At 56.9% G+C, this 3,677-nt stretch carries 4 protein-coding genes; 3 read left to right on the top strand and 1 reads right to left on the bottom strand.

Going from position 1 to position 3,677, the window contains the following annotated elements; all coding sequences use genetic code 11:
• Positions 1-36: 36 nt before the first annotated feature.
• The 3 genes from MVO87_RS07280 (at position 37) to MVO87_RS07270 (ending at position 3,288) form a co-directional block, all read left to right on the top strand.
• Positions 37-522 carry an Hsp20/alpha crystallin family protein gene (locus MVO87_RS07280; protein ID WP_297552739.1) on the top strand — a complete coding sequence of 162 codons (486 nt, stop codon included), beginning with the start codon at positions 37-39 and terminating at the stop codon, positions 520-522.
• Between the two features lie 96 nt (positions 523-618).
• Positions 619-3,009 carry a CDC48 family AAA ATPase gene (locus MVO87_RS07275; RefSeq protein WP_297552737.1) on the top strand — a complete coding sequence of 797 codons (2,391 nt, stop codon included), beginning with the start codon at positions 619-621 and terminating at the stop codon, positions 3,007-3,009.
• 33 nt (positions 3,010-3,042) lie between these two features.
• Complete coding sequence (locus tag MVO87_RS07270) at positions 3,043-3,288, top strand: hypothetical protein (protein ID WP_297552735.1); 246 nt, start codon at positions 3,043-3,045, stop codon at positions 3,286-3,288.
• Positions 3,289-3,405: 117 nt separating this feature from the next.
• On the opposite strand, the gene MVO87_RS07265 is transcribed toward MVO87_RS07270, so the two are convergent.
• Positions 3,406-3,555, bottom strand: coding sequence for a hypothetical protein (locus MVO87_RS07265; RefSeq protein ID WP_297552733.1), 150 nt, complete (start codon positions 3,553-3,555; stop codon positions 3,406-3,408).
• Between the last annotated feature and the right edge of the window lie 122 nt (positions 3,556-3,677).

The raw sequence follows: 3,677 nt of genomic DNA, 5'->3' as shown, positions 1-3,677 counted from the left end.
CTGGTAACCAAAATAAAGGTCGTGGGGGTGGTGCCGATGGTCTGGAGGAGGGACCGCTACTGGGACCCCTACGACATAATGAGGGAAATCCAGGAGGAGATTGACGCCATATTCCGCGACTTCATGAAGGGCCCAAGAATCTGGAGCTACCGCGAGCCCGGGGAGAGCATTGCCATCAGCGAGAGCTGGAGAGAGCCCTTCGTGGACATCTTTGACAGGGGAGACAGGTTCGTCATCACCGTCGAGCTCCCAGGAGTCAGGAAGGAGGACATCAAGCTCAGGGTTACCGAGGACACCGTCTACATCGAGGCCCAGATAAGGCGCGAGAAGGAGCTCGAGGAGGAGGGCGCCATAAGAATCGAGCGCTACTACAGTGGCTACAGGAGGGTCATCAGGCTTCCGGAGGAGGTCATCCCCGAGAAGGCAAAAGCGAGGTACAACAACGGCGTCCTTGAAATCGAGCTCCCCAAGAAGGCCCCGAAGAAGCCCGAGGGCAAGGGCTTCGAGGTCAAGATTGAATGATGCTAACCCTTTCGTTGTTTCCATTTGAAGGGCTCCTGCCCCTCAGGTAAAATAAAGCCCATCACAATCATCGCTCACAAAACGGAGGTGGTGTATATGAGCGAGAGGAAGGAAATCAAGCTTAAGGTCGCGTCCGCTTATCAGAGGGACGTTGGAAGGGGAATCGTCAGGATTGACAGGAAGGCCATGCGCGAGCTCGGCGTCCAGCCCGGCGATATAGTGGAGATTATTGGAACTAAGAACACGGCCGCGGTCGTCTGGCCGGCTTATCCGGAGGACGAGGGACTCAACATTATCAGAATGGACGGAACCATCAGGAAGAACGCGGGAGTTGGACTCGGCGACGAGGTTACGGTCAGGAAGGCCGACGTTAAGGAGGCGAAGAAGGTCATCGTTGCCCCGACCGAGCCGATTCGCTTTGGAAGAGACTTCGTCGAGTGGCTCCACAGCAGGCTCGTCGGCAGGCCCGTCGTTAGGGGAGACTACATTAAGATAGGAATCCTCGGTCAGGAGCTCACCTTCGTCGTCACCGCGACGACTCCAGCCGGAATCGTCCAGATAACCGAGTTCACAGACTTCCAGGTCAGCGAGAAGCCCGTCAAGGAGGTTGCCAAGACGGCCACGCTCGGTGTTACCTACGAGGACATCGGTGGCCTTAAGGACGTCATCCAGAAGGTCAGGGAGATGATTGAGCTCCCGCTCAAGCACCCGGAGATATTCGAGAAGCTCGGCATCGAGCCTCCAAAGGGCGTCCTGCTCTACGGCCCACCGGGAACTGGTAAAACTCTCCTGGCCAAGGCCGTAGCGAACGAGGCAAACGCCCACTTCATAGCCATCAACGGCCCAGAAATAATGAGCAAGTACTACGGTGAGAGCGAGGAGAGACTTAGAGAGGTCTTCAAGGAGGCCGAGGAGAACGCGCCGGCGATAATCTTCATCGATGAGATTGACAGCATTGCCCCGAAGAGGGAAGAGACCCATGGTGAGGTCGAGAAGAGGGTTGTTTCACAGCTCCTGACGCTGATGGACGGCCTTAAGAGCAGGGGCAAGGTCATCGTCATCGGTGCCACCAACAGACCGGATGCAATTGACCCCGCGCTGAGAAGGCCGGGAAGGTTCGACAGGGAGATTGAGGTTGGCGTTCCCGACAAGCAGGGCAGGAAGGAGATACTCCAGATACACACCAGGGGAATGCCCATCGAGCCCGACTTCAGGAGGGACAAGGTGATAGAGATACTCGAGAAGTTCCGCGGTGACGAGAGGTTCAGGGACGTTATAGACAGGGCCATAGAGAAGGTCGAGAAGGCGAAGGACGAGGAGGAGATAAAGAGGGCCCTCAGGGAGCTTGACGAGAGGCTCTACGACGAGGTCAAGGCGAGGCTCATCGACGCGCTCCTCGAGGAGCTGGCAGAGGTCACCCACGGCTTCGTCGGAGCGGACCTCGCGGCTCTGGCGAGAGAGGCGGCAATGGCGGCACTCAGGAGGCTCATCAAGGAGGGCAAGATTGACTTCGAGGCAGAGCACATACCCAGGGAAGTCCTCGAGGAGCTCAAGGTCACCAGGAAGGACTTCTACGAGGCCCTCAAAATGGTCGAGCCGTCAGCGCTCAGGGAGGTCCTCCTCGAGGTGCCGAACGTCCGCTGGGACGACATCGGAGGCCTTGAGGACGTGAAACAGGAGCTCCGCGAGGCAGTAGAGTGGCCACTCAAGTACCCGGAGGCATTCATGGGACTCGGAATCACCCCGCCGAAGGGAATCCTGCTCTACGGTCCGCCGGGAACGGGTAAGACTCTCCTCGCCAAGGCCGTAGCGAACGAGAGTGAGGCCAACTTCATCGCCATCAAGGGTCCAGAGGTGCTCAGCAAGTGGGTCGGCGAGAGCGAGAAGAACATCAGGGAGATATTCAGGAAGGCCAGGCAGGCGGCTCCGACGGTGATATTCATCGACGAGATTGACGCCATCGCCCCGCGCAGGGGAACCGACGTCAACCGCGTAACCGACAGGCTCATCAACCAGCTCCTGACTGAGATGGACGGCATAGAGCGGAACAGCGGCGTCGTGGTTATAGCGGCAACTAACAGGCCCGACATACTCGACCCGGCCCTGCTCAGGCCAGGAAGGTTCGACAGGCTAATACTCGTTCCAGCGCCGGACGAGAAGGCCAGGCTGGAGATATTCAAGGTGCACACCAGGAAGGTTCCGCTGGCTGAGGATGTCAACCTCGAGGAGCTCGCCAAGAGAACCGAGGGCTACACAGGTGCCGACATCGAGGCGGTGGTCAGAGAGGCCGCGATGCTCGCCATGAGGAGGGCGCTCCAGGAGGGCATCATCAAGCCCGGCATGAAAGCCGACGAAATCAGGAGAAAGGTCAAGGTCACCATGAAGGACTTCGAGGAGGCCCTGAAGAAGATTGGACCGTCGGTGAGCAAGGAGACGATGGAGTACTACCTCAAGATACAGGAGCAGTTCAAACAGGCCCGCGGCTGATGCCTTTCCCTTTCCATATCTGGAGGTGATATGATGATTTACGGAGTCCTGCTCAGCATACCCGCGAAGTTTGTGACCAAATATGAGGACGAGGTCAGGAAGACGATAGGCTACGGCATAGCGAGGGGTGACATAATAAGCTTCACCGAGGCCCGCTACAAGGGCGACGTCGCCTTCGTGATGCTCGCCCGCTCCAGCAGGGCCGCCGAGAGGGTCGTAAACGAGCTCAAGGAACTGCCGATAAACGTCAAGGTCATCGAGATTGAGGGCGAGAGCTGATTTGCTCTCTACTTTTTATTGCGCCCGTTTTCTTTTTGGACAACGGGGAAGAGAACAGGGAAAAAGTTCCAGCGCGGGACCACCGTGGACATCAGGAACACAACCCAATAGACTTGATTAAGCAACCCACTCGAGCTCATAGCCCCTCGCGCGGAGCTTTACCATGTCTTCCCTCGCTATTCTTTCGGCCTTCTTTATGTCGTTGGTGACGACTATCTTCTCCTTGGGCAAGGTGTTGTTCATATAGTAGACAATCCTCACGAGCATAACGCCACCCCCAATGTATCACCAGTGGTGAGGGACTCTACAGAGGTTTTAAAAACATTATTGGTCACAACAGAACATCGATGAACAGAATAGCGCGAACAGAATAGCACATTGCAGAACAA

The organism is Thermococcus sp. (genome assembly GCF_027063845.1).
GTDB lineage: Archaea > Methanobacteriota_B > Thermococci > Thermococcales > Thermococcaceae > Thermococcus.
This window is presented reverse-complemented; position numbering and strand designations above follow the sequence as displayed.